At 73.9% G+C, this 22,470-nt stretch carries 23 protein-coding genes; 12 read left to right on the top strand and 11 right to left on the bottom strand.

Annotated elements, in window-relative coordinates; all coding sequences use genetic code 11:
* Positions 1–1,678 (bottom strand): phosphoenolpyruvate carboxykinase (GTP) (locus RIF68_RS04650; protein WP_309049825.1); only part of this gene is annotated, 1,678 nt, incomplete at its 3' end.
* A 196-nt stretch (positions 1,679–1,874) separates the two neighbouring features.
* Here RIF68_RS04650 and RIF68_RS04645 point away from each other — a divergent pair.
* Both RIF68_RS04645 and RIF68_RS04640 read left to right on the top strand, forming a co-directional pair.
* Positions 1,875–2,573, top strand: a complete 699-nt coding sequence (locus RIF68_RS04645; RefSeq protein WP_309049824.1) for a hemolysin III family protein — start codon at positions 1,875–1,877, stop codon at positions 2,571–2,573.
* 18 nt (positions 2,574–2,591) lie between these two features.
* Entirely contained in the window at positions 2,592–3,206 is a 615-nt protein-coding gene (locus RIF68_RS04640) for a TetR family transcriptional regulator (RefSeq protein ID WP_309049823.1), read from the top strand.
* Here RIF68_RS04640 and RIF68_RS04635 read toward each other — a convergent pair.
* The 3 genes from RIF68_RS04635 to RIF68_RS04625 are packed head-to-tail and all read right to left on the bottom strand — an operon-like array spanning position 3,172 to position 5,362.
* The gene (locus tag RIF68_RS04635; RefSeq protein ID WP_309049822.1) at positions 3,172–4,194 is read right to left on the bottom strand and encodes a glycosyl hydrolase; all 1,023 of its coding nucleotides are present in this window, start codon (positions 4,192–4,194) and stop codon (positions 3,172–3,174) included. The genes RIF68_RS04640 and RIF68_RS04635 overlap by 35 nt on opposite strands.
* A gap of 1 nt (position 4,195) precedes the next feature.
* Positions 4,196–4,843: a vitamin K epoxide reductase family protein gene (locus tag RIF68_RS04630; protein WP_309049821.1), complete on the bottom strand. Its 648-nt coding sequence runs from the start codon at positions 4,841–4,843 to the stop codon at positions 4,196–4,198.
* 15 nt (positions 4,844–4,858) lie between these two features.
* Entirely contained in the window at positions 4,859–5,362 is a 504-nt protein-coding gene (locus tag RIF68_RS04625) for a DUF5949 family protein (protein WP_309049820.1), read from the bottom strand.
* 172 nt (positions 5,363–5,534) lie between these two features.
* On the opposite strand from RIF68_RS04625, the gene RIF68_RS04620 reads away from it, so the two are divergent.
* Together RIF68_RS04620 and RIF68_RS04615 are read left to right on the top strand one after the other, a co-directional pair.
* Positions 5,535–5,933 (top strand): tyrosinase family oxidase copper chaperone, encoded by a 399-nt coding sequence (locus tag RIF68_RS04620; RefSeq protein ID WP_309049819.1) that lies wholly within the window; start codon positions 5,535–5,537, stop codon positions 5,931–5,933.
* On the top strand, positions 5,917–6,783 hold the full coding sequence (locus tag RIF68_RS04615; protein WP_309049818.1) for a tyrosinase family protein: 867 nt from the start codon (positions 5,917–5,919) through the stop codon (positions 6,781–6,783). The genes RIF68_RS04620 and RIF68_RS04615 overlap by 17 nt, the downstream gene beginning before the upstream one ends.
* A gap of 81 nt (positions 6,784–6,864) precedes the next feature.
* Here the strand turns inward: RIF68_RS04615 and RIF68_RS04610 are convergent, their stop codons facing one another.
* The 6 genes from RIF68_RS04610 to RIF68_RS04585 form a co-directional block, all read right to left on the bottom strand.
* Positions 6,865–7,137 carry a chaplin gene (locus RIF68_RS04610; protein WP_309049817.1) on the bottom strand — a complete coding sequence of 91 codons (273 nt, stop codon included), beginning with the start codon at positions 7,135–7,137 and terminating at the stop codon, positions 6,865–6,867.
* A gap of 297 nt (positions 7,138–7,434) precedes the next feature.
* The gene (locus RIF68_RS04605; protein WP_309049816.1) at positions 7,435–7,935 is read right to left on the bottom strand and encodes a hypothetical protein; all 501 of its coding nucleotides are present in this window, start codon (positions 7,933–7,935) and stop codon (positions 7,435–7,437) included.
* A gap of 164 nt (positions 7,936–8,099) precedes the next feature.
* Positions 8,100–9,023, bottom strand: a complete 924-nt coding sequence (locus tag RIF68_RS04600) for a hypothetical protein (RefSeq protein WP_309049815.1) — start codon at positions 9,021–9,023, stop codon at positions 8,100–8,102.
* A gap of 343 nt (positions 9,024–9,366) precedes the next feature.
* Positions 9,367–9,630, bottom strand: a complete 264-nt coding sequence (locus tag RIF68_RS04595) for a hypothetical protein (protein ID WP_309049814.1) — start codon at positions 9,628–9,630, stop codon at positions 9,367–9,369.
* 252 nt (positions 9,631–9,882) lie between these two features.
* Positions 9,883–10,377 (bottom strand): hypothetical protein, encoded by a 495-nt coding sequence (locus RIF68_RS04590; RefSeq protein ID WP_309049813.1) that lies wholly within the window; start codon positions 10,375–10,377, stop codon positions 9,883–9,885.
* Positions 10,378–10,631: 254 nt separating this feature from the next.
* On the bottom strand, positions 10,632–10,871 hold the full coding sequence (locus RIF68_RS04585) for a chaplin (protein ID WP_309049812.1): 240 nt from the start codon (positions 10,869–10,871) through the stop codon (positions 10,632–10,634).
* Between the two features lie 487 nt (positions 10,872–11,358).
* Here RIF68_RS04585 and RIF68_RS04580 point away from each other — a divergent pair, with 487 nt between their 5' ends.
* From RIF68_RS04580 to RIF68_RS04545, 8 genes are all read left to right on the top strand, one after another.
* A complete protein-coding gene (locus tag RIF68_RS04580; protein WP_309049811.1) occupies positions 11,359–12,492 on the top strand; it encodes a glycosyltransferase in 1,134 nt (377 codons plus the stop codon).
* Positions 12,489–13,943, top strand: a complete 1,455-nt coding sequence (locus RIF68_RS04575) for a sugar transferase (RefSeq protein WP_309049810.1) — start codon at positions 12,489–12,491, stop codon at positions 13,941–13,943. The genes RIF68_RS04580 and RIF68_RS04575 overlap by 4 nt, the downstream gene beginning before the upstream one ends.
* 1 nt (position 13,944) lies before the next feature.
* The gene (locus RIF68_RS04570) at positions 13,945–15,300 is read left to right on the top strand and encodes an O-antigen ligase family protein (RefSeq protein ID WP_309049809.1); all 1,356 of its coding nucleotides are present in this window, start codon (positions 13,945–13,947) and stop codon (positions 15,298–15,300) included.
* 430 nt (positions 15,301–15,730) lie between these two features.
* The gene (gene murJ / locus RIF68_RS04565; RefSeq protein ID WP_309049826.1) at positions 15,731–17,422 is read left to right on the top strand and encodes a murein biosynthesis integral membrane protein MurJ; all 1,692 of its coding nucleotides are present in this window, start codon (positions 15,731–15,733) and stop codon (positions 17,420–17,422) included.
* On the top strand, positions 17,322–18,122 hold the full coding sequence (locus tag RIF68_RS04560) for a polysaccharide deacetylase family protein (protein WP_309049808.1): 801 nt from the start codon (positions 17,322–17,324) through the stop codon (positions 18,120–18,122). The genes murJ and RIF68_RS04560 overlap by 101 nt, the downstream gene beginning before the upstream one ends.
* Positions 18,119–19,255: a glycosyltransferase gene (locus tag RIF68_RS04555; RefSeq protein WP_309049807.1), complete on the top strand. Its 1,137-nt coding sequence runs from the start codon at positions 18,119–18,121 to the stop codon at positions 19,253–19,255. Before RIF68_RS04560 ends, RIF68_RS04555 begins: the two co-directional genes overlap by 4 nt.
* 13 nt (positions 19,256–19,268) lie before the next feature.
* Complete coding sequence (locus RIF68_RS04550; protein WP_309049806.1) at positions 19,269–19,955, top strand: lipopolysaccharide biosynthesis protein; 687 nt, start codon at positions 19,269–19,271, stop codon at positions 19,953–19,955.
* On the top strand, positions 19,952–21,103 hold the full coding sequence (locus tag RIF68_RS04545) for a GNAT family N-acetyltransferase (protein WP_309049805.1): 1,152 nt from the start codon (positions 19,952–19,954) through the stop codon (positions 21,101–21,103). The genes RIF68_RS04550 and RIF68_RS04545 overlap by 4 nt, the downstream gene beginning before the upstream one ends.
* Before the next feature lie 36 nt (positions 21,104–21,139).
* On the opposite strand, the gene RIF68_RS04540 is transcribed toward RIF68_RS04545, so the two are convergent.
* Positions 21,140–22,470: glycosyl hydrolase (locus RIF68_RS04540; protein ID WP_309049804.1), on the bottom strand; the 1,331-nt coding region annotated here is incomplete at its 5' end.

Raw genomic sequence — 22,470 nt, 5'->3', positions numbered from 1 at the left:
CGGCCGGGAGGTCCAGGCCGTCGGTGTCGAGCGAATCGGCGGTCGGCAGGATGCCGATCGGGGTCTCGACGCCCTCGGCCTTGCCGTCGAGGCGCTCCACGATCCACTTGAGCACGCGGCTGTTCTCACCGAAGCCGGGCCAGACGAACTTGCCGGCGTCGTTCTTGCGGAACCAGTTCACGTAGTAGATCTTGGGCAGCTTCGACGCGTCCGCGGAGGCGCCGACCTTGACCCAGTGCGCCATGTAGTCGCCCATGTTGTAGCCGCAGAACGGCAGCATGGCGAAGGGGTCGCGGCGCAGCTCGCCGACCTTGCCCTCGGCGGCGGCGGTCTTCTCGGAGGCGACGTTCGCGCCGAGGAAGACGCCGTGGTTCCAGTCGAAGGACTCGGTCACCAGCGGTACGGCGGAGGCGCGGCGCCCGCCGAAGAGGATCGCGGAGATCGGGACGCCCTTGGGGTCCTCCCACTCGGGGGCGATCGTCGGGCACTGGGCGGCCGGGACGGTGAAGCGGGCGTTCGGGTGGGCGGCCGGGGTTCCGGACTCCGGCGTCCAGTCGTTGCCCTTCCAGTCGGTGAGGTGGGCGGGCGGCTCCTCGGTCATGCCCTCCCACCACACGTCGCCGTCGTCGGTGAGCGCGACGTTGGTGAAGACGGAGTTGCCCCACAGGGTCTTCATGGCGTTGGCGTTGGTGTGCTCGCCGGTGCCGGGCGCGACACCGAAGAAGCCGGCCTCGGGGTTGATCGCGTAGAGGCGGCCGTCCTCGCCGAAGCGCATCCAGGCGATGTCGTCACCGATGGTCTCGACCGTCCAGCCGGAGATCGTGGGCTCCAGCATGGCGAGGTTGGTCTTGCCACAGGCGGACGGGAAGGCGGCGGCGACGTACTTGGCCTCGCCCTGCGGCGGGGTCAGCTTCAGGATGAGCATGTGCTCGGCGAGCCAGCCCTCGTCGCGGGCCATGACGGAGGCGATGCGGAGCGCGTAGCACTTCTTGCCGAGCAGGGCGTTGCCGCCGTAGCCGGAGCCGTACGACCAGATCTCACGGGTCTCGGGGAAGTGCGAGATGTACTTGGTGGAGTTGCAGGGCCACGGCACGTCCTCCTGGCCCTCCGCCAGCGGGGCGCCGAGGGTGTGGACGGCCTTGACGAAGAAGCCGTCGGTGCCGAGCTCGTCGAGGACGGCCTGTCCCATGCGGGTCATGGTGCGCATGGAGACGGCGACGTAGGCGGAGTCGGTGATCTCGACGCCGATGGCGGAGAGCGGGGAGCCGACGGGGCCCATGCAGAACGGGACGACGTACATCGTCCGGCCCTTCATCGAGCCGCGGAAGATGCCCTTCTCGCCCGCGAAGATCTCCTTCATCTCCGCCGGGGCCTTCCAGTGGTTGGTCGGGCCCGCGTCCTCCTCCTTCTCGGAGCAGATGAAGGTCCGGTCCTCGACGCGCGCGACGTCGGTCGGGTCGGAGGCGGCGTAGTACGAGTTCGGGCGCTTGACCTCGTCGAGCTTCTTGAAGGTTCCCTTGGCGACGAGCTCCTCGCACAGGCGCTCGTACTCGGCCTCGGAACCGTCGCACCAGACGATGTTGTCGGGCTGGGTGATCTCGGCGATCTCGTTCACCCAGGAGACGAGCTCCTGGTGCTGGGTCGGAAGGGTCTGGGGAGCCGCGTTGTCGCGCGCCACGATTGCTCCTTGTAGAGGGGTTTTTGGGTGTGTGCCCCGTGGGGGCCGCGACCCGGATGCTTCGTAGCTGCTCATCCGGTGCCGACCGCACTCATTTGATCATCCGATGGAACCGCCCATATGTCCAGAGGGCCGCACACGTGAGCATCGCCACTCATATCCGGAACCTACGGGGGCGTAGATACGATGGGGTCCTATGACAGCTGCCACACCGGACGTGTCCCCCGCCGAGCCCCGTCCGATCGAACAAGCCCTGTCCCTCCCGCTGAAGCCACGGCTCAGAGGCTGGCTGCACGCGGGCATGTTCCCCACGGTGATCGTGGCGGGCGTCGTCCTCGTCGCCCTCGCCGATTCCCCCCGCGCCCGGATCGCCTGCGGGATCTACGTGCTCACCGCCTGCCTCCTCTTCGGCATCAGCGCGCTCTACCACCGGGGCGACTGGGGCCCGCGCGGCGAGGCCGTCCTGCGGCGCCTCGACCACGCCAACATCTTCCTGATCATCGCGGGCACCTACACCCCGCTCACCCTGCTGCTCCTGCCCGACTCCACGGCGAAACCGCTCATGTGGGCGATCTGGGCGGCCGCGGCCGCGGGCATCGTCTTCCGCGTCTTCTGGGTGGGCGCCCCGCGCTGGCTCTACACCCCCTGCTACATCGCGATGGGCTGGGCGGCCGTCTTCTTCCTGCCCGACTTCCTGCGCACGGGCGGCATCGCCGTCCTCGTCCTCGTCGTCGTCGGCGGCCTGCTCTACAGCGCGGGCGGAGTCGTCTACGGCATCAAGCGCCCCAACCCGTCCCCCCGCTGGTTCGGCTTCCACGAGGTCTTCCACGCCCTCACCCTCGCCGCCTTCATCGCCCACTACATCGGCATCACGCTCGTCGTCCACCAGGCCTGAGCTGCGACCATGACGCCCATGGCGGCCGAAGAGACCCCTCCTGCCCCGCTGCGGGAGCGCAAGAAGCAGAAGACCCGCGCGGCGATCCGCGAGGCCGCCCGCCGGCTCGTCGCCGAGCACGGCTGGGAGGCGGCCACCCTCGACCGGATCGCCGCCGGTGCCGAGGTCTCCGCCTCCACCGTCCTGCGCTACTTCCCCGTCCGCGAGGACATCCTCCTCACCGACGAGAACGACGAGCTCCTCGAAGCCCGGCTGCGGGCCCGGCCGGCCGGTGAGGAGCCCCTCGAATCCCTCCGCGCGGTCGTCCTCGGCGCGATCCGCGCCGCGCTCGACACGGAACCGGCCGAAGTGCGGCTGCGCGCCCGCCTCATGGCGGAGATCCCCGCCGTCCGCGCCCGGCTCACCGAGACCACCGCCGCGACCGGCCGCCGGCTCGCCCGCGCCCTCGCCGACCGCACCGGCCGGGCCGCCGACGACCTGGAGGTACGGGTCTTCACGGCGGCCGTCCTCGGCGCCCTGCGCGAGACCACGCTCCACTGGGCCGAACACGGCTTCACCGACGACCTCGTGGACCTCCTCGACCGCACCGTCGACACGCTCAAGACCGGCCCGGCGCTCCCAGCGCGCCCCTGAGGACCCGCGCCGACTCCGGGTTGTCCGCGCACCCCCACACCCCGTGCGGGCAGTAGTCCGTCACCGTCTGGTAGACCGGCCGGTGCGCCGCGAACCAGTCGAGCATCCCCCGGACGTACGCCGGGTTGTCGCCGTTCCTGAACAGCCCCCACTCCGGGTACGACACGGGCTTGCCGCGCTCCGCCGCGAACCGCACGTGATGCGCGAGCCCGTACTCCTCGGTCACCTGCTCCTCGAAGGTGACCCCGGCCGGCTGGTCGTAGGCGTCCATCCCGATGATGTCCACCACGTCGTCACCCGGGTAGCACTCCGGCCACGCCACCGCGTCCCGCCCCCGGCTCGGGGTGAAGTCGAACCGGAACCGCTGCCCGGCCACGCCCCGCAGCTCCGCCACGACCCGCCGCCAGTACGTCTTCCAGGCCGCCGGGTCGGGCCCGCAGCGGTGGCTGTACGTCGTGCCGTTCATCTCCCAGCCGAGGACCAGGATCGTGTCGGCGAGCCCGTGCGCGACGAGCCGCTCCCCCAGCGTCCGGAAGTGCCCGTCGAAGTCACCGGCCGCGCCGCGCCGCAGCTGCGCCCGCACCTCCGCGTCGGGCAGGCCCTCCTCGTTCCGCTCCAGGAGCGGCACGTTGAGGACGAACAGCCGCCCTGGCCGCTCCGCCTTCCACCGCGCCCACGGACCGAACAGAGCAGGATGGCCCTCGATGTTGGACCAGCGGTCGCCCGGCAGATAGGTGTGCCCGACGCTCAGCGGGGTGCCGCCGAGCCAGGCCTGCACCCCCGCCATGCGCCGCACCCCGGCCTCGTCGGAACCCGTGAAGAAGCCCGACGGCACCCGGGACTCCGGCGGCCAGGCCGCCTCGGGCACGGGCCGCGCGGTGGTGTGCCGGTCGCCGGGCGCGAGCCGGTCGTACGGCAGCAGGAACACCAGAACGGCCGCGAGCAGCACGGTGAGTGCGGCCCGCGGCCGGGTGACGAGGCGTCGCACGTCAGCTCGTCCAGAAGTCCCACCACCGGGTCAGGATCAGCATCCCGATGATCCCGATGTGCAGGACGGGCGGAGCGAAGGCGAAGTCGCCGAAGAAGGAGCGCACCGCGGCCGGGGCGGGCAGCACCCCGGTCCGTACGTTGTGCGCGGTGACGTACCAGAACATGACGACGGTGGCCGTCCAGGCCAGGCAGCACCACAGGCACAGCGCGTGGATCTCGTACAGCGACTGGTGCATGAGCCAGGTGCAGAAGCCCACCCCGAACAGCATCCCCGCGTTCAGCCCGAGCCAGAACCAGCCCCGGTAGCGCGCCCCGGCGAGGAGACCGGCGCCGACGGCGACGACGGCCGCGTACGTGACGAGGCCGAGCATCGGGTTCGGAAAGCCGAAGACCGACGCCTGCGCGCTCTTCATGATGCTGCCGCAGGACACCACCGGATTGAGGCTGCACCCCGGCTGGAAGCCCGGGTCCTCCAGGAGCTTGAACTTGTCGAGCGTGATGACCCAGGCGGCGAGGACCCCGGCCGCACCGGTGACCATCAGCGTCCAGGCCAGGGCCCGGCCCGCCCCGGTCGAGCCCTGCCTCTCCTCCTCGTCCCGCGCGAGCCGCCGCTGCCCCGGTACGCCCCGGACGTCCACCGTCGCCATGTCGCCGCCGCCCGCTCAGCCCTGCAGGCGCCGGACCGGCAGCACGGCGTGGCCCCCGACCGCCAGGGCGTCCTCGCCGGCGAAGTAGGAGCGCAGCTGCTCCTCCGAGATCGGTTCGCCGGGCGCGGCCTCGGGCCAGGGACGGACGGAGCAGATGAGGTAGACGTGTCCGAGCTTCTCGGCCGCCGCCTCCCACTCCTCCGACACCGAGCACTGCACCTTGATGTACGGCAGCGTGAGGACCGCCTGACGAGCCTCCAGGAGCAGGTGGGCGTCGACGCCGGAGTCCTGGGAGGCGTCGACGACCGGCCCGCCGACGGGCAGGCCCATGCCCTCCACGGCGGCCCGCAGCGCCGCCACACAGGCTTCGGGACCGTCGAGGCCGTTACCGAGCGAATACACCATCACGTACGGAGCGGCCGGCTTCTCCTCGGTGGGGCCGGTGACCCAGAAAACGGTGGAGAGAATGCCCAGCGGGGAGACGCTGCGCGCCTCGGAAACGGCGGGGGAAGAAGTCATGGGTCCGGATGCTAGTGGTCCGGGCCCCCTCTCTCCGTGCCCCATTCACCCGATCGGCCTACGTTCACACGGCGGGAATTTACCCCACAACGGATCGGGGTTTTCCTCGTTATTCCCTCAGGGCATTTCCCCCGCCCCGGCGGGTGTCTGACGGACCACCAGGAGATCACTCATGACCTTCCCGCGCCGCCTCGCACTCCGGTCCCTTCTCACCCTGACCGCCGCCGCCTTCACCGGTGGCGCGCTCGCCCGCATCGCCGTGACGCCCCGGGGCGGGGCGGCGGTCCGGGCGTCCGGCGGAACGTTCGACGAGATGTACCGGGGCCGCCGCATCCAGGGGCGGCCGGCGCCCGCCGGCGGGACCGAGGTCCTGGTCGACGGCCGGCCGCTGCACGTGATGCGCTGCGCTGACGGCGGCTTTCTCACCCCCATCGATCACTACCAGACCTATCCGACGCCGCTGGCGGCCACGCGCGGGGCCGTGGACGAGCTGGGGTCCGCGCCGCTCTCGCGCTTCGCCGCCGCCCATGGCGTCCACCCGGGAGGGAGCCCCCGTGGCGTACACGCGTAAGAACCAGCGTGATCTGACCGGCGCGGAACGGAAGAAGTTCGTCGCCGCCGTTCTGGAGCTCAAGCGGACGGGAGTGTACGACCGGTTCGTCCGCACCCATATCGAGCACTACACGGCCGACGGGGAGGGCAAGCTGCGGGTCGCCCACATGGCGCCGAGCTTCCTGCCCTGGCACCGCAAGTTCCTGCTGGAGTTCGAGCGCGAGCTGCGCCGGGTCGACCCCACGGTGAGCGTGCCCTACTGGGACTGGACGCGGGACAACTCGCCCGCCTCGTCGCTCTGGTCGGACGACTTCATGGGCGGCAACGGCCGCCGGTCCGACCTGCAGGTGATGACGGGCCCGTTCGCCCACGCCGGCGGGCGCTGGACGATCAACCACGCCATGACCGAGGGCCGCTTCCTGACCCGGGACCTGGGCCGCCCCCGGGACCCGATCACCCTGCCCACCCAGGCTCAGCTGGAGGAGGTCATGCGGGAGCGGACGTACGACGTGGCGCCCTGGAACTCGACCAGCGCCTCCGGCTTCCGCAACCGGCTGGAGGGCTGGGCGGCCGGCCAGGGCAACGAACGGTTCCGGATCCACAACCGGGTGCACCGCTGGGTCGGCGGCCTGATGCTCGGCGGTGCCTCGGTGAACGACCCGGTGTTCTGGCTCCACCACTCGTTCGTGGACCTGGTCTGGTCGCGGTGGCAGCAGCGGAACCCGGGCGCCGCCTACCTTCCGGCGGAGCCCCCGCCGCTCGGTGACGCGCAGTACCGCAAGGTGGTGGCACGGCACCAGCCGATGACGCCCTGGGGCGTCACCCCGGCGGAGATGTTCGACCACAGCGCGATCTACCGGTACGCCTGACAAGGGGACGGGCCGCGCCGCGCACACGGGTGCGGCCCCCCGGCGGATGCGCGGGGGGCCGCTCCGTGCGTATCCGGGGGATCAGCCGCCGTAGCCGCCGTCGTGGTGGTGACCGTCGATGTTGGCGCAGACGTTGCCGAACGCCGGGTTCAGCAGGCCGATGATGTCGACGGTGTTGCCGCACAGGTTGATCGGCACGTGGACCGGGACCTGGACGACGTTGCCCGAGACGATACCGGGGGAGGCGGCGGCGACGGCCTCGGCGCCCGAGTCGGCGACGGCCATGCCGGCTCCGCTGAGGGCAACGGCACCCGTGCCGGCGAGGACAGCGGCAGCCTTCGCGATGCGAGACATCAGGAACTCCTTGAGCGTGGAAAGTCGACCGCGAGAATCACGGTCACACAGTCCCCTTCAACGCCGTGCGGGCGCGGGGGTAACGGCCTTTAGGCCGGATGGGACGGAATGAAAAGATGAAGGCCCGCGGGCCGGTGGTCCGTCCGCCGCCGGATACGACGGCCGTACCTCCGGGCCGCGGGCCGCGGCCATGCGACAAGCCTTCCGGTGCAACGAGCAACGACCCTTGGGGTAGCGGGGAAGAATCGTGTCTTCACCCGTCGGGCCGCCGGTCGCGCACAGGGCCGCCCGTGAGCCCTACGACTGGGCCAGGCCGAGCTGCGGCTCCAGCGCGCCCTTCGCGGCGGCGGTACGGAGACCGGCGTCCGGCAGCGTGAGCTCCGGGAGCCCGAACCTGTCGCCGTCCGGCAGGCCCACCGGGTTGCCGACCTCGGCGGCGGGGGTGACCGCGGCGAGGGGCGAGTCGGGGCTGGTGAGCCGGGCCGTGCCGGGCCGGCTGCCGTCGATGAGCTCCGGGAGCGGGGCGGCGAGGTCGGTCTCCGGGAGCGTGCTGGTGAACGGCACCTCCGGCAGACCGATGTCCGGCAGGGTCTGCCCCTCGTGGAAGACGGTGGGGGCGCCCGGCATGAGCAGCGGAACACCGGTGTCCACGGTCGGCGCGTCCATCGGGATCGCGGGCTCCAGGCCGTGGAGCGGCACGACCACCGGGGCCTCGGCCGCGGAGGCGGGGGTGGCCATGGCCGCGGAGGCGAGAGCGGTCATCAGAAGGCCCAGACCGGCTTGTGAGCGCAGGTTCATGACGTGCGGGTGCCCTTCGGAGGGTGACGAACGGTAGCGGTGGAACTGTGTTCTTGAACGAGCCCTCCGGGGAAACGTCGCGAGAATTCGCCCGTGTGCAGCAACGCGAAGGGTCCTCACCGGTGACGGTGAGGACCCTTGTTGACGGGCGGTCGGCCCGCGCGTCAGTGCAGGCGGTCGGTGCGCCCGGCCCTGATCGCGCGTCCGGCACGGAGGCGGATGACCGCTCCGCCGACGAGCAGGGCGGCGCTGACGGCCGCGGCGCCCGCCAGTGCGGCCGTGTCGCTTCCGGTGTCGGGGAGCTGCGGCTTGCCCGGCCCGGTCGGCCCCGGGTGGGTCGGGGTGGTGGGCGGCGTGGTCGGCTCACCGGGGTGGGTCGGCGGCGTGGTGGGCGGCGTGGTGGGCGGCTTCGTCGGCTCACCGGGGTGGTGGGGCGGCGTGGTCGGCGGCTTCGTCGGCTCACCGGGGTGGTGGGGCGGCGTGGTCGGCGGCTTCGTGGGCTCACCCGGGTGGTGGGGCGGCGTGGTCGGCGGCTTCGTGGGCGGCTTCGTCGGCTCACCCGGCTCGCCGGTCTGCTCCGGAGGCGTCGTCGGCGGCTTCGTCGGCGGCTTCGTCGGCTCACCCGGGTGGTGAGGCGGCGTGGTCGGCGGCTTCGTCGGCTCGCCGGGGTGGGTGTGCGTGGGGTGCCCCGGCTTCGTCGGCTCGCCGGGCTTGGTCGGCTCGCCCGGGTGCGTGGGGTGCGGGCCGGGGGACGTCGGGTGGGGGCCGGGGGGCGTCGGGTGCCCCGGAGACGTGGGGTGGGGGCCCGGGTGGTCGGGGGTCTCCTCGTCCGGGCCGTCCCCGTAGCCGTCGGGGTCCTCGGCCGCCCCCCGGGCGCAGAGGTCCCGGAGCGCCCGGCCGGCGAGCTCACCGGGGTTCACCGAGACCCCGCACAGGTCCACCGCGGGAGGAGCCTGTCGGTGGTGCCCCGCTCCGGGCACCGGTGAGTCGCCCGTGGAGTTCGCCGCCACGGCGAAACCTCCGGTCAGCGACAGGATGCCCGTCGCGGCTGCGGCGGTGAGCAGCTTCCTGGTGTCGATGGATCGCATACCGCTCTTCCTCTGGAGAACGCGGGACTCGGGGACTCCGGACGGACGCGCCGCAGCGGCTGCGGCGCGGGATCGAGCACTGCCGTCCTCGGTATCTCCACGAGCCAACCTGCCGTGGATGTTGGGCGAGAGCGTAAGGAGCGGTGCACGACGAAGACCCGGCCCCACACGGCGGCGGATCAGAAAATCATTCGATCAGCCGATCTCCCTGGACAGCGGTGTCGCGTGCCGGGGAATGTCCGTCGGGGCCGGGGGGAGCCCGGGTCCTTCCTTGAGGACGCGGGGCCGCGCGACGCGGTCGGCCGCGCGGGAGAGAGGCGCGGAGACCCGTCGCCCGGAAGCCTCAGCCGCCCAGCGGCAGACCGCCGAGCAGCGGCGCCTTCTTGCCGGTCTCGTGCAGCTTCCCGGCGGTGTCGCCCACGGCCTTGACCGCGGGGGCCTCCCTGGTGCTGTCCAGCGCGTCCGTCTCCAGGCCCTCGCTGGAGATCGCGTCGAGCCCCCCGTCCAGGCTGGAGGGCAGCTCCGGCCCCATGGCCATGGCGGGCGTGGCGGCACCCAGGGCCATGACGGAACCGGCGATGATCGCGGCGACCTTGGTGGGCTTCATGGAGAAAGTCCTTCCTCTGAGCGTCCGTACGTTTTTTCGCGGACAAGTCACGTCCCGCGCGGGGAAGTTGAGCTGTCCCCGCTCGGCGTTCTGCTTCTGTAACGAGAGGTGCGCTCCCCGGAAACTCCGGGAGGAGGAATTTCTCGGTACCGGACCCGGAGGAAGGGCCCGGCCAGCCGTGCCCGGCGAACAGGAGAAAGCCGTACCGGCCCGGGGACACCGGGCCGGTACGGCGTGATCCGCGCGCCGCCGTCAGCGGACGGGCGCCGCCGGTGCGGCCGAGGGTGCCGGCGCGGCCGGCGCCACGGGGCCGAGGAGGGCACCGAGCAGGGCGGGGAGGTCGAGGAGACCGACGGCGTCCGGCGCGGACGGCGCGGCCTGCGCGGGTGCGGGAGCTGCCGGAGCCTGGGCCTCCGGCAGCGGAGCCGGAGCCTCGGGGAGGGCAGCCGTGGCGGTGTCCTCGGCGGCGGCGACCGCCTTCGCGATCTTGGCGTCGAACACCTCGGTGGCGGCGGCGGAGAGCCGGCCGTCGGCCTTGATCGTCGCGAGGAGTTCGGCCACCGCGCTGTCCACCGCCTCCTTGAAGGAGCCGGCGCTCGCCGCCTCGGCGGGGGTGTCGCCGACAGGCGCCGGGGCGGCGACGGGGGGCGGCTGGTGGGTGTCGGCGGCGGCGGGCCCCGCCACGCCGAGGGCGAGGGCGGCGGAGGCGGCCAGGACGGTGAGACGGAGGGGCGCCTGGGGACGCATAGGTGTTCCCTTTCGGTACGCGTCGGACAACTTCTCCCTCACCGTGCCTGCGGGTATATCTCTCCGCAACGGATGAACTACCCAGTGCCATGCCTCCGTTCGGGTGAATCCGGCCCGCTGACCTGCCACTGCCGGGGGCGTACGCCGTTGCACCGGGAGGCGCGCGAGGGTGCGTCCGAACGAGCCGAGGCCGGCGCGCACGCCCCGGAAGGGGTGGCGCACCGGCCTCGCGAGGACCGTGATCCGCTGCGGGATCAGGCGTTGACGCAGACGTTGCCGAAGGCGGGGTTGAGCAGCGCGATGATGTTGACGGAGTTGCCGCAGATGTTGATCGGCACGTGGATCGGCGCCTGCACGACGTTGCCCGAGATGATGCCCGGGGACGCGATGGCCACACCGGTGGCCTCAGCGTCGGCCGAGGCCGCACCGGCGGCGCCCACCACGGACGCGGCGATGACCGCGGACACGACGACAGCCTTTGCGATACGGAACATGGGGAAGCGCTCCTCGATCGATTGCGAACCACTGGGACCGGAAGGTCAGCGGTGTGACCGGATCTGTCCGGCTCCTTCAACAACGCGGTTCGCTTTATTCGGTTGCTCTCCCGAATGGGTGACGCCCCTGCTCTCCTTGGGCCATCCGAGGGGTATTCGAGCGAGCGAGCCGGGGAATGGCACAACACGCCCAACGAGGAACCGGGCGCCGGGATACGGAAGTTACTCTTGATGAGAATCTCCTGCTTACCAACGCCCGGAATCATCGTTATAACGTTCATCTACGTCGCTCATGGTCCCGTCGGGCGGACACCTCTTTTCGCGCGCTCGACGGCTTCCTCTTCCCCGGCCCTCACGGGTGTTTCCTTGTTTCTCTCATCGAAGGGGAGAACCTGTATGCGGAATTCAGCGGATCTCGCTGTGCGCCGCGGCGTGCCACACACCTGGCGGGCGGCGCTTTCCCCACGGGCGGACGCCGGACGCTGACATGCTGCCTCCACGAGCACCGGACTCCCCCCTCTCCGTCCTGCACGCGGTCCAGCCGGGGGACGGTGGCGTCGCCCGCGTCGTCGTGGATCTGGTCCGCGACCAGATCCGCGCCGGGACGCAGGTCACCGTCGCCTGCCCGCCCGGCACGCCGCTCGCCGCGGCCGTCCGCGCCGAGGGCGCCGGCGTGCACGCCTGGCGGGCCGGGCGTGACCCCGGCCCCCGGCTGGTCCGCGAGACGCTCGGCCTCGCCCGGCTGATCCGTACCGTCCGCCCGGACCTGGTCCACGCCCACAGCGCCAAGGCGGGACTCTGCGCCCGACTGGCCGTGCGGGGGCGGATCCCGACCCTCTACCAGCCGCACGCCTGGTCCTTCGAGGCCGTCGACGGGACCACCGCCGCGCTCGCGCGCGCCTGGGAGCGCTTCGGGGCCCGCTGGGCGGACCGCATCCTCTGCGTGAGCGAGGCCGAGCGCCGTACGGGCGAGTCGGCCGGGATCACCGCGGCCTGGTCCGTGGTCCACAACGGGGTGGACGTGGCCCGCTTCGCGAGCGACAACCCGCCCCGCAACCCGGCGCCGACCGTCGTCTGCGTGGGCCGGCTCTGCCGGCAGAAGGGGCAGGACGTGCTGCTCGCCGCCTGGCCCGCCGTCCTCGCCGACGTGCCCACCGCCCGGCTGGTGCTCGTGGGCGACGGCCCGGACGGCGACCGGCTGCGGGCGTCGGCGGGCCCGTCGGTGCGCTTCACCGGCGCCGTCGACGACACCGCCCCCTGGTACCGGGCCGCCGACGTGGTGGTCCTGCCGTCCCGCTGGGAGGGGATGGCACTCGCGCCCCTGGAGGCGATGGCGAGCGGTCGTCCGGTGGTGGTCGGCGACGTGGACGGCGCGCGGGAGAGCCTCCCGCCCGCCCACGCGCCCCTGTGCCTGGTCCCGCCCGAGGACCCGGCCGCGCTCGCCGCGGCGCTCGGCCGTCTCCTCGGCCGGCCGGAGCTGCGGGAGCGCCTGGGCCGCGAGGCCCGCGAACACGTACTCAGCAGTTTCGATGTGCGGCGCACCGGCGCGGCCGTCGCGGAGCTCTACCGCGAGCTGGCCGGAGTGCGGGGCACCGAGCACAGAGAGCCGATTGCGCAGTGACCACGGAAAGCACCAGCGTTCCCCCCTCCCCCGGTTCGTGGCCCGCGGCGGGCCCGGTCTTCGGCGTCGCCTCGCTGGCCCCCCGGCACGGCGCGCCGCGCCGGCTCGCGCCCGCCCGGCACCGCAGGAGGCGGACCCGTTCCGGCCGGCTGCCGCTGGTGGCGGCCGACTGCCTGGCCGTCCTCGCGGCCGCCGCGCCGCTCGGCGCCACGCACCGGGACCCGCGGCTGCTCCTGCCGATCGCCGCGCTCGTCCTGCTCCTCGGCCGGCGGGGCGGGCTCCACCGGCCGGCGGCGCACGTGCGGATGCTCGACGAGCTGCCCGCGCTGGCCTCCCGCGCCGGGGTCGCCTGGTGTGTCGCGGCGGCCGCGGTAGCCGCGTACTCCCCCGCCCTCGCCTTCGGGCCGCTGCGCCTCGCGGCGGCGTACGGCACGCATGTGGCGGTGGTGTCCGTGCTGCGCGGGCTGGTGCTCGCCCACCGGCGGCGGGTGGCGCGGGCACACCCCCGGTCGGCGCTCGTCGTCGGCGCGCCGGGCGCGGCGCGCCGGTTCGCGGCGGCGGCCCTGCAGCATCCCGAGTACGGGGTGCGGCCGGTCGGGATCGTCGGGGTCAGGGAGGACGGCGCCGCGGCGGTGCCGACGCCCGGGGAGCCGGGACTCCCGGTGCTCACGACGACCGAGGCGATCCACCGCGCCGTCATCCAGAACACCGTGCGGGACGCCGTGTTCCTGCTGGACGACCCGGGACTGGTGACGCTGTTCCAGCAGTACGGCTGCACGACCTGGCGGGTCGGCGGGGAACGGCAGGACGGGCCGATGGGCGAGCACGTGTGGGGATACGCCTGGCGCCGCCTCGTACCGCCGGAGGAGCGGCCCGGCCTCACCGCGAAGCGCCTCCTCGACATCGCGCTCGCCGTTCCCGCGCTGGCGCTGGCCCTGCCGGTGCTGATGCTGTGCGCGCTCGCGGTGCGGCTCGCCGACGGGCCCGGGGTCCTCTTCCGGCAGGAGCGGGTGGGCCGGCACGGCCGCCACTTCACGCTGCTGAAGTTCCGTACGCTGCGCCCCTCCGACGAGACGGAGTCGGCGACCCGCTGGAACGTGGCGGGCGACCGGCGGATGAGCGCGGTCGGCAGTTTCCTGCGGAAGTCCTCGCTCGACGAGCTGCCGCAGCTGTGGAACGTGCTCCGGGGGGACATGAGCCTCGTCGGGCCGCGCCCCGAACGCCCCTACTTCGTGGCCCAGTTCAGCAAGGTGCACGCCGGGTACGCCGACCGGCACCGGATGCCGGTCGGGCTGACCGGGCTCGCCCAGGTGCACGGGCTGCGCGGCGACACCTCGATCGAGGACCGCTGCCGCTTCGACAACCACTACATCGACCACTGGTCGCTCTGGCAGGACGTCTGCATCCTGATCCGCACGGCCGCCGGGCTGCTGCGGCCGACGGGGAGCTGAGATGGCCACGGCCGTGACGGCCGCGGCCCCGCCCTGTGCCGCTCCGGCGCCGGGGGAGGCGCCGGCGGAGGGGTGGAGGACGGAGGCGGTACGGGACACGGCCCGGCGGGCCGCGCACCTCTCGCCCGTCCTCGCCGTGATCGCGCTGCTGCTCGTCCCGGGCGGCGGGGCGCGGGACGGCACCGGCGGAACGGGCTCGCTCGCGGACGCGGCCTCCGGCCTGCTCGTGCTGGTCTGTCTCGTCCGGGTGCTGCGCGAGCGCGCCCGGCCGCTGACCCGGACGGCGGCCGTCGTCCTCGGGCTGCCGGTCCTCGGGGTCTGTCTCGCGGCGGTCACCTCCCACGACCCCGCGGCGAGCCTGCCGGGCGTCGCCCGGTACGCGCAGGTCTTCGTCCTCGTCCCGGCGGCCGTGTTCCTGACGGTCCGGGACCGCCGGGACGCCACCGTCGTCGCCTGGGCGCTGATCGTCCTCGCGCTGCTCCAGGGCGCGGTGGGCGTCACGCAGTACCTGACGGGGACGGGTGCCTCGTACATGGGTGAGGACGTCCGGGCCGTCGGCACCTTCGGACCCTCGGACGTGATGGGCATGGCGACGGTCGTCTCGTACGGGCTCGTGGTCGCCGTCGGGCTCGCGCTCGGCGGCCGGCCCGGCCGCGCGCGGACGGCGGCGCTGGTCTGCGCGGGACTGCTGTTCGTGCCGCTGGTCGTCTCCTTCAGCCGGGGCGCGTGGATCGCGACCGTCCTCGCCTGCGCGCTCCAGCTGGTCCTCGCCGGGGTACGCCGGGCGGCCCGGACCGCGCTGACGGCGGGGGCGCTCGCGGTGGTCCTCGTCGGTGGTCTGGGCATCGGCTCGGAGCTGGTCGAGGAGCGGGCCGCCAGCATCACGCAGGTGACGGCCGCCCCGGACCAGTCGGTGACGGACCGGTACACGATGTGGGCGGCGGCCGCGGAGATGTGGCGCGCGGAGCCGTTCACGGGTGTGGGTCTGAAGGGTTTCCCCGCCCACCGCGACGCGCACGCCTCGCTCGCGCTCTCCTCCGGCAGCGACACGGCCGGCGCGGGCGCGGAGTTCCGGCGCCAGCCGCTGCTCTCGCCGCACAACATGTACCTGCTCGTCCTCAGCGAACAGGGCCTCCTCGGCCTGCTCGCCCTCGCCGGCAGCTGGCTGGCGCTCCTCACCGGCGCCCTGCTCCGCCACCGGGCGGGCGCGGCGGGCGCGCTCGTCGCGACGGGGCTGCTGTCCTGGCAGCTCATCGACTTCTTCTACGCGGACATCGGCGGCCCGTCGACGGTGCTGATGTCCGTGGTGTTCGGCCTGGCGGCCTGGTGGTCCCTGCCCGGGGTGCGGCGTGCGTGACCGCCGGCCGGGCGACGCCCCGGACCCCGTGCCCCCGCCTCCGGCGGCCGGTCCGGACACCGCCGGGTGTCCGGGCCCGGCCCCGGCGGGAGCCGTCGACGGGCCGCCGTCCGACGGCTTCACGGCGGGGCGCGCGGTGACCGCCCCCCGGGAGGGTTCCGCCGACCGCCGGGTGGGCCCGCCGGCCCTCCCCGCGGACACGGTGGCGGGCGTGACCGCTGCGGCGGGCGCCCGCCGCGCGCGCCGCGGGCGGGGCGGCGAGGCACCGGCGGGCCTGGAGCCGTACCCGGCCGGGGAGGCGGACACCGCCCTCGGGAAACACCCCCGCACGGACCGGGAATCCGCCACCGCGCGGTACCCGGCCGGGGACGAGGAGACCGCTCCCGGGGCGTACCCGGGCGCCGGCTCCGGTACGGCCGCCGCCCCGGGGGTGGGGCCGGACGCCGGTCCCCGCCACACGCCCCCCGCCCGGGGGTTCCTCGCGAAGGCCGCCGCCGTGACGGCGGTGCTCACGGCCCTCGGGGCGCTGCTCGGGCTGGTACGGGACCAGATCCTCGCCGGATACTTCGGCGCGGGTGCCGAGACCGACGCGTTCCTGGTGGCCTGGACCGTGCCGGAGTTCGCGTCGACGCTCCTCATCGAGGACGCCATGGCACTGATCCTGGTGCCGGCGTTCTCCCGGGCCCTGGCGCACCGCGCGGCGGACCTGGCCGGGGACGACCCGGTGCGCGCCCTGGTGCGCGGCACGCTGCCCCGGCTCACCCTCACCGTCGCGGTCGTCGCCACCGCCCTCGTCGTCGCCGCGCCGCTGCTCGTACGGGTGCTGGCGCCGGGCCTGCCCGATCCGCAGCTCGCCGTCGACTGCACCCGGCTCACCGCGACCTGCGCGCTCTCCTTCGCACTGGTCGGCTACTGCTCGGCCGCGCTGCGCGCGCACGGCCGGTTCGTGCCGCCCGCCGCGATCTACGTGGCGTACAACGTCGGCATCATCGGCACGATCGTGGTGCTGCGCGAACCCCTGGGGGTGCGCTCGGCGGCGGCCGGGGTCGCGGTCGGCGGGGTGCTGATGGTGCTCGTCCAGGCGCCGTCGCTGCTGCGCGTCCTGCGGTCGGGTCCCGGGCCGCTGCCGCCACGGGAGCCGGAGACCGCGGGCCCGGCGGGCGACGGGCACCTGCTCGTGCTCGGTCTGATCGCGCCGGTGGTCGTCTTCTCGCTGGCCCGCCAGTCGCAGACACTGATCGAACGGTTCCTCGCCTCGCCGCTCCCGGCCGGCGCCATCTCGCATCTGAACTACGCGCAGAAGGTCGCGCAGATGCCGATGATCCTCTCCCTCATGCTGTGCACGGTCAGCTTCCCCGTGGTCGCCCGTGCCCTCGCGGCCGGTGACGGGGAGGCGGCCCGCCGCCGGGTGGAGCGGGACCTGCTGCTCGCCGCCGTCGTCGTGCTCCTCGGCGCGTCGACGGTCATCGCCGCCGCACCTCAGATCGTCGAACTCCTCTTCCAGCGCGGCGAGTTCGACCGGGGCGACACCGTCGCGACGGCCGCCGTCATGCGCGTGTACGCGCTCGGGCTGCTCGGTCAGACAATGGTGGGCGCCCTGGTCCGCTGCTACTTCTCCGCCGCGCGCCCGCTCTGGTACCCGGCCGCCGCGATGGGCGCCGGGCTCGCCGTGACCGTCGCCGCCGGGGTTCCCGCCGCCCACCTGTGGGGGGCCGTCGGCATCGCCGGCGCCAACGCGCTGGGCATCACCGCGACCGCCGTGCTGCTGCTGCGCGGCGCTCACCGCCAGGCCGTCCCGGTCCGCGCGGGCCTGCTCGGCGAGGGGCTCCTGCGGCTGGCGACGGCGGGCGCGTGGGCCACGGCCGCCGGCTGGCTCTGCTCGATGGCGATCCGGCCGGCGGCCCTGTCCGTCACCGTCGCGAGCCTCGTCGTGGCCGGCGTCTTCCTTCTCTTCCTCCTCTGCGCCCCGAGGGCGCCCGAGATTCCGCCCCTGACCCGCTCCGCCGTCCGGAGGATCGCCCATGCCCGCCGCCGCGCTGCGCCGCCTGCTGCCGAAGCCGCCCCTGTGGATGAAACCGCCGCTGTGGGTCGCGATGTACCACTCCGTCGGCGACCCCGCTGACGACCCGTACCAGGTGACCGTCTCCCCGGTGCGCTTCGCCCGACAGCTGCACTGGCTCGCCGACCGGGGCCTGCGGGGCGTGTCGGTGCGGGAACTCCTCGCGGCGACCGCCCGGGGCCGGTCCCGCGGGCTCGTCGGGCTGACCTTCGACGACGGGTACGCCGACTTCGTGGACTCGGCGCTGCCGCTGCTGCGCCGGCACGGTTTCACGGCGACGGTCTTCGTGCTGCCGGGCCGGATGGGCGGGGAGAACGCCTGGGACACCGACGGCCCGCGCAAGCCGCTCCTCGACGAGGACGGCATCCGGCGGATCGCCGCGGCCGGCATGGAGATCGGCTCGCACGGTCTGACGCATCTCGCGCTGACCGAGACCGACGACACCACGCTCGCCGCCGAGACCCGGCGCAGCCGCGCGCTCCTGGAGGAGATCACCGGCCGTCCGGTGGACGGCTTCTGCTACCCGTACGGGAGAACCGACCCGCGGGTGATGCACTCGGTACGGAAGGCCGGCTACCGCTACGCCTGCGCGATCGACCCGGGGCCGCTGACCGGTGCGTACGCCCTGCCCCGCGTCCACATCGGCGAGGCGGACACCCCGTTGCGGCTCGCGGCGAAGCGGACCCTGCACCCGCTGCGCCGCCGCCACCCGGCGGACCTGCTCCCGGCCCCGTCCCTCCCGGCGGCGGTGGGCGTCCGATGAAGGTGCTGCACGTGATCACGGGCCTCGGCATCGGCGGGGCGGAACAGCAGCTGCGGCTGCTGCTGCGCCACCTGCCGGTGGAGAGCCGGGTGGTGACCCTGACCAACCCCGGCCCGGTGGCCGCCGGGATCGAGGCGGACGGGACACCCGTCACCCATCTCGGCATGACGGGCAACCGGGACGTGGGGGCGCTCCCCCGGCTCGCCCGGGTCGTCCGCCAGGGCGGCTACGACCTGGTGCACACCCATCTGTACCGGGCATGCGTGTACGGCAGGCCCGCGGCCCGCCTCGCCGGGGTGCGGCGGATCATCGCCACCGAGCACTCGCTCGGCGAGGCGCAGATCGAGGGCCGGCCGCTGTCCGCGGGCACCCGCGCCCTCTACCTGGCGTCGGAACGGCTCGGCACCTCCACGGTCGCCGTGTCGCCGAGCGTGGCGCGCCGGCTCGCGGACTGGGGGGTGCCCCCGAACCGTATCCGGGTCGTCCCCAACGGGATCGAGACCGCCCGCTTCGCGTACGACGCCCGGGCCCGCCGGCTGGTCCGGGGGGTGCTGGGCGTGCCGAGGGACGCGTACGTCGTCGGCGGGGTGGGGCGGCTCGTCCCGGGGAAGCGGTTCGACCGGCTGGTCCGGGCGGTGGCGGCGATCCCGGAGGCGTGGCTGCTCCTCGTCGGCGAGGGCGACCGGCGGGAGGAGCTGCTGCGGGTGGCCCGGGAGTGCGGGGCGGCGGGCCGGGTGCTGCTCACCGGCGCCTGCGAGGACCCGCCGACGGTCACCTCGCTCGGCCCCTCCCTGCCGGAGCTGCTCTCCGCGATGGACGTCTTCGTCTCCACCTCCCCCGACGAGACGTTCGGGCTCGCGGTCGTGGAGGCGCTGGCGGCGGGCCTGCCCGCGCTGTACGTGGCGTGCCCCGCGGTCGACGACCTGCCGCCGGAGGCCGCTCCGGGCGCGCGGCGGATCGACGGGTCGGTGCCCGAGCTGATCTCCGCGCTGCGCGGCGTCCGGGACGCCCGGCTCGCCCGGCTTCCGGTGCCCCGGGCCGCGCTCCGGTACGACATCGCCCGCAGCGCCGGGCAGTTGATGTCCCTCTACGACCAGGCCGTCCACGGCGGCACCCCCTCCCCCGTGAAGTGAGAGAACCCGCACCATGAACACTTCCGCGACCCCCGACCGTCGCCGTCCCTCCCTGCCCGCCCGCTGGCGCGGGCCCGGCCGCCGGGCGGTGCTGCCCGCCGCCGTCCTGGCCGGGGCCGCCCTCGGCGGCGGGTACGGCGCGCTCGCGACCCCGGAGTACGCGGCGACGAGTTACGTCATCGTCGTCCCCGGCGAGAAGTCCGACCCGGCGGGCGCCCTCGGCTTCGCCCAGGCGTACGGGCGGGTGGCCACGGACATCGCGGTGACCGGCGACGCCCAGGTGTGGGCCGGGGTCACGGCCGGGAAGCTGCGGCGGAGCGTGCAGGCCTCGACGTCACCGGACGCGCCGATGATCTCCCTGACGGCACGGTCGGAGCGGCCGGCAGAGGCGGTGGCGATGGCGGACGGGGTGGCCCGCGCGCTGGTCGTCAACAGCGGGCACGTGGCGGGCAGCACGGGCGTGAAGGTCGTGCAGTTCTCGCGCGCCACGAAGCCGGTCGACCCGGTCTCGCCGTCGGCGCCGCTGTCGGCGCTGGTCGGCGGCTGCGCGGGCGGACTCCTCGGGGGCCTGGCCCTGATGGTGGCACCGCGGCGGGCCGCCGCCCGGAGCGAGGGCCGCCACTCGCGGCCCGCGGCCCCGGGGACGGCCGCGGTGCCCGCCCCGGCCGCGTCCCACCAGCCGGAACCGGAGGCGGTGTGAGCACGGGAACGCCGCGGACCGAGGTCTGCCGTGACGAGGAGGACTTCGGGCGGCTGGCGGCCGAGTGGACGGCGCTGTACGGGCGCTGCTCCACCGCCACCCCCTTCCAGTCCCATTCCTGGCTGCACTCCTGGTGGCTCTCCTACGGCCGCCCCGGCGCGCTGCGGGTGGTGCTCGTACGGGACGGGGACGGCGAGCTGGTGGCCGCCGCGCCCCTGATGCGGGCGCCCGGACCGCTGCCCGTGCTCACCCAGCTCGGGGGCGCGATCACCGACTTCACCGACGTCCTCCTGGACGACGGCCGGCCCGAGGCCCTGCCGGCCCTGACCGAGGCCCTGGAGCGCGTGGCCCGCGGGGCGCTGATCGACCTGCGGGAGGTTCGGCCGGGGGCCGCCGCGGAGCGGGTGTTCACCCGGTGGCGGGGACCGCGCAGGCGGCTGCCGGACTCCCTGTGTCTGGAGCTGCCCGCCGTACCGATGGAGGGGCTGCTCGAACGGATTCCGTCGAACAAGGCCCAGCGGGTCCGCGCCAAGCTGCGCAAGCTGGACGCCCTCGGCATCGACGCGCACATCGTGTCCGGGCCCGAGGTGCCGGCGGCGCTGGAGCGGCTGCTGCGTCTGCACCGGCGCCAGTGGGAGGGCCGGGGGGTGACGGCCGAGCACACCAGCGAGCGGTTCGCCCAGCACCTGACGCGGGCCGTGCGGCCGATGGTGGAGCGCGGGGACGCGATGGTGACGGAGTTCCGGCTGGCGGGTGACGTGGTGGCCGCCGATCTGACGCTCATGTCCCCGCGCCTGGCCGGCGGTTACCTGTACGGCGCCGATCCGTCCCTGCGGGACCGCAAGGTGGACGTGGCGGCGATGCTCCTGCGCCACGGGGCCCGGGAGACCAGCGCCCGGGGGCGCGCCACCCTGAGCATGCTGCGCGGCGCCGAGCCGTACAAGCAGCACTGGCGTCCCGAGCCGGTCCGCAACGGCCGGCTGCTCCTCGCCGGGCGCGGTACGGCTCCGCTGCTGCGGCTGCGCGCGGGGGCGGCGGGCGCACGGCGCTGGGCGGCGGATCAGGCGCGGGAGCGGGCCTGGGCGGGGCGGGCGCTGGCGCGGCTGCGGGGGCTGGGACGTCCGGGTACGGCGAGCGGCGGCGGATGAGCTCCGCCGCCGTGGTCGCCGTGGCCACCGGTCCGGTCAGAAGGGCCGGATGCCCTTCAGGGAGATCTTCCAGTGGATGTCGACCTCGTTCTTCCAGGCCTCGGCCGGGACACACAGCGGCCCGCCGAACCAGCTCTCCACCCACGGCCCGAGGTTCAACACCCAGCAGGCCGGCGTGGGCAGGGGCTTGGGCGGGACTTGCGGCTCGGGCTTCGGTTCGGGCTTCGGCTCGGGTTTGGGTTCGGGCTTCGGCTCGGGCTTCGGCTCCGGTTTCGGCTCGGGCTTCGGCTCGGGCTTCGGCTCCGGTTTCGGCTCGGGTTTGGGTTCGGGTTCCGGCTCGGGCTTCGGCTCGGGCTTCGGCTCGGGCTTCGGCGGGATTTCCGGCTTCGGAGGAATCTCCGGCTTCGGCGGCACCTCGGGCTTCGGCGGCACCTCCGGCACCTCGGGAACCTCGGGTTCGGCCCCGTACAGCATCTCCCGGAAGACCTGCGAGGAGTTCGGGTTCGCGCCGCACTGCCACACGCCGTGCGGGCAGTAATCGGTGATCGTGTGGTACAGCGGCTTGTGCTGCCTGATCCATTCGATCATGCGCCGCATGTACTCGGTGTTGTCCCCGTTCCGGAAGAGTCCCCATTCCGGGTACGAGATCTGCTTTCCGTGCGCGGCGGCGAATTCCACCTGCGTGCGCAGCCCGTACGGCTCATTGACGTGGTCGTCGAAACGGGACCCCGCCGGCTGGTCGTAGGAGTCCATGCCGATGATGTCGACCACGCCGTCACCCGGATAGCACTCCGTCCACGGAATGGCGTCCCTGCCGCGACTGGGATTGAAGTCGAAGCGGAACTTCTGGCCCGGAACGGAACGCATCGCGGTGACGATCCGGTTCCAGTACTGCTTCCACGCCTCGGGGTCCGGTGCGCAGCGGTGGGTGTACGTGGTGCCGTTCATCTCCCAGCCGAGGACGATGACGGTGTCCGCCGCCTCCAGGGCGACCAGGCGTTCGGCGAGTGTCCTGAAGTGGTGGTCGTAGTGCCCCGAGGCGCCGAGCCGGAGCTGTCTGCGGACCTCGTGGTCGGAGACGCCGGCCTCGTTGCGCTCCAGCATCGGCACGTTCAGGACGAGCAGCCGGTCCTCCCGCTCGTTGCGCCAGTCCGCCCAGGCGTCCAGGAAGCCCGGGGGGCCCTCGATGTTCGACCAGAGGTCACCGGGGAGGTAGGTGTGGCCGACCCGCAGCTCCCTACCGCCGAGCCAGCGCTCCAGCTGGCCGATGCGGCGGACTCCGATGGGGCCGGACTCCAGGAACGCCCCCATCGCGCTGGAGACCGTCGGCTCGGGGGCCCCGGTCGACGGGGGTTCGAGGGCGTGGG

This window comes from Streptomyces sp. (assembly GCF_031178505.1).
GTDB classification, from domain to species: Bacteria; Actinomycetota; Actinomycetes; order Streptomycetales; family Streptomycetaceae; genus Streptomyces; species Streptomyces gulbargensis.
Note: the sequence above shows the minus strand (reverse complement) of the source record. Positions and strands in the feature narration are given on the sequence as shown.

Bases quoted from the DNA above. Each gene is read 5' to 3' on its own strand.
- RIF68_RS04620 (WP_309049819.1), top strand. From the start codon at position 5,535: ATGACCTTCCCGCGCCGCCTCGCACTCCGGTCCCTTCTCACCCTGACC.
- RIF68_RS04600 (WP_309049815.1), bottom strand. From the start codon at position 9,023: ATGCGATCCATCGACACCAGGAAGCTGCTCACCGCCGCAGCCGCGACG.
- RIF68_RS04630 (WP_309049821.1), bottom strand. From the start codon at position 4,843: ATGGCGACGGTGGACGTCCGGGGCGTACCGGGGCAGCGGCGGCTCGCG.
- RIF68_RS04625 (WP_309049820.1), bottom strand. From the start codon at position 5,362: ATGACTTCTTCCCCCGCCGTTTCCGAGGCGCGCAGCGTCTCCCCGCTG.
- RIF68_RS04560 (WP_309049808.1), top strand. From the start codon at position 17,322: ATGCCCGCCGCCGCGCTGCGCCGCCTGCTGCCGAAGCCGCCCCTGTGG.
- RIF68_RS04585 (WP_309049812.1), bottom strand. From the start codon at position 10,871: ATGTTCCGTATCGCAAAGGCTGTCGTCGTGTCCGCGGTCATCGCCGCG.
- RIF68_RS04590 (WP_309049813.1), bottom strand. From the start codon at position 10,377: ATGCGTCCCCAGGCGCCCCTCCGTCTCACCGTCCTGGCCGCCTCCGCC.
- RIF68_RS04570 (WP_309049809.1), top strand. From the start codon at position 13,945: ATGGCCACGGCCGTGACGGCCGCGGCCCCGCCCTGTGCCGCTCCGGCG.
- RIF68_RS04555 (WP_309049807.1), top strand. From the start codon at position 18,119: ATGAAGGTGCTGCACGTGATCACGGGCCTCGGCATCGGCGGGGCGGAA.
- RIF68_RS04610 (WP_309049817.1), bottom strand. From the start codon at position 7,137: ATGTCTCGCATCGCGAAGGCTGCCGCTGTCCTCGCCGGCACGGGTGCC.
- RIF68_RS04550 (WP_309049806.1), top strand. From the start codon at position 19,269: ATGAACACTTCCGCGACCCCCGACCGTCGCCGTCCCTCCCTGCCCGCC.
- RIF68_RS04595 (WP_309049814.1), bottom strand. From the start codon at position 9,630: ATGAAGCCCACCAAGGTCGCCGCGATCATCGCCGGTTCCGTCATGGCC.
- RIF68_RS04580 (WP_309049811.1), top strand. From the start codon at position 11,359: ATGCTGCCTCCACGAGCACCGGACTCCCCCCTCTCCGTCCTGCACGCG.
- RIF68_RS04640 (WP_309049823.1), top strand. From the start codon at position 2,592: ATGGCGGCCGAAGAGACCCCTCCTGCCCCGCTGCGGGAGCGCAAGAAG.
- RIF68_RS04645 (WP_309049824.1), top strand. From the start codon at position 1,875: ATGACAGCTGCCACACCGGACGTGTCCCCCGCCGAGCCCCGTCCGATC.
- RIF68_RS04605 (WP_309049816.1), bottom strand. From the start codon at position 7,935: ATGAACCTGCGCTCACAAGCCGGTCTGGGCCTTCTGATGACCGCTCTC.